Raw genomic sequence first — 1,464 nt, 5'->3', positions numbered from 1 at the left:
ACGCTGTAGCCGAGCGCTTGTAGCTCGCGGACGTGCTGGCGGACCTTGCGCTCGGGGTTGGTGCGGGCCGCGTAGAAGTCCGAGCCGAGGTCGACGAACTGCGCCTGCTCGTCGGAGAGCAATGCCCAGATGACGACCAGGATCGAGCGGCCGACGGCGACGATCGCGCGCTTCTTGCCGCGGCGGCGGGCGATGCGTCGATAGCGCTCGCCGAGGAAGGTGTCGGTGCGCGCGGCACTGACCGCGGCCTCGCCGACGATGCGAGCGAGGTAGCGGTTGCCCTTGCCGGTGCCGGCGTTGCCCGTGGGGCGCCCGGCCGACTCACTGACTCCAGGGGCGAACCGGGCCCAAGAAGTCAGATGCGCGGGTGTCGGGAACCGGCTCATGTCGGTGCCGATCTCGGCCAGGATCATCTGCGCGGCGACCGGTCCCACGCCGGGAATGGCATCGAGCTTGGCCACGGCCGGTGCCAGTTCGCCCATCTGCGACTCGATGCGGGCCTGCACGGTGGCGATGTCGGCGGTGACCGCATCCACCCGCTGCAGCATCTGGGTCAGGAGAAAGGCGTGGTGGTCGGTGAACCGGCCGGTTAGCGCCTCGACGAGTCGGTCGGTCTTGACCCGCAGCCGCCCACGGGCCAGATCGGCGAGCGTCATGGGGTCACGCTCGCCGGCGATCAACGCCGCCATGATCGCCCGCCCGGAGGCGCCGAACGGATCGCTGACCACGACCGAGAGCTTGATCAGGGCGTCCTCGAGCAGCTTCTCCACCCGCTGCTTCTCCGCGGTCCGCACCGCGAGCAGGTCGACCCGGTAGCGGGTCAGATCTCGCAGCTGCCGGATCGCCGGCGGTGGCACGAAGCTCGGGCGCAGCATCTGCCGCTCGGCGACCTTGCACAGCCATACCGCGTCCAGCCGGTCGGTCTTGGGCCGGCCGGGCAGGTGCTTGACGTCGTGCGCGTTAACGAGCCAGGTCTCAAACCGGTCCTCGAGCAGATAGAACGGCGCTCGCCAGTAGTCGCCGGTCGCCTCCATCACCACCCGGGTCACTCCCAGGCCAGCTAGCCAGTCACCGAGTCCGAGCAGCGCGGCGGTCATCGTGGTGACGGTGCGGACCTCCTGCATCCGCTGCCGGCCGGGGCCGGGCACGCGGGCGCAGCACACCACCTCGGCCTTGCTCACATCGAGTGCGGCGACCCGTTCGATGATCTCGTCCTGCTCGGCTTCGACCTGCATCGGTCTCGCCTCCGCCCCTTGATGGGAACTGGGGCGGTCACCCGTGGGAGCTGCAGGGAAGGGTGAATCTGATCCTCGTGCTCGCGGCACACGAAACGGCCCACAGCACAGCTCCCCGCGCCCGACTTCAGAACGGCCTCTATCGACCAGGCGGCTACGGCGTCTACGGGTGACCGCGCACCATTTTCAGCCCGAAGCGGCTCTCCCCGACAGGGCTGCCCGGGACTTC

General features: G+C 69.5%; 1 protein-coding gene. It reads right to left on the bottom strand.

The features are described from left to right. Positions 1–1,235 (bottom strand): IS110 family RNA-guided transposase (locus ACI8AF_RS27480; protein WP_456542961.1); only part of this gene is annotated, 1,235 nt, incomplete at its 3' end. Between the last annotated feature and the right edge of the window lie 229 nt (positions 1,236–1,464).

Source organism: Blastococcus sp. SYSU D00669 (assembly GCF_054050715.1).
The sequence above is the reverse complement of the archived record's forward strand: the minus strand, read 5'-3'. Positions and strand labels throughout refer to the sequence as shown.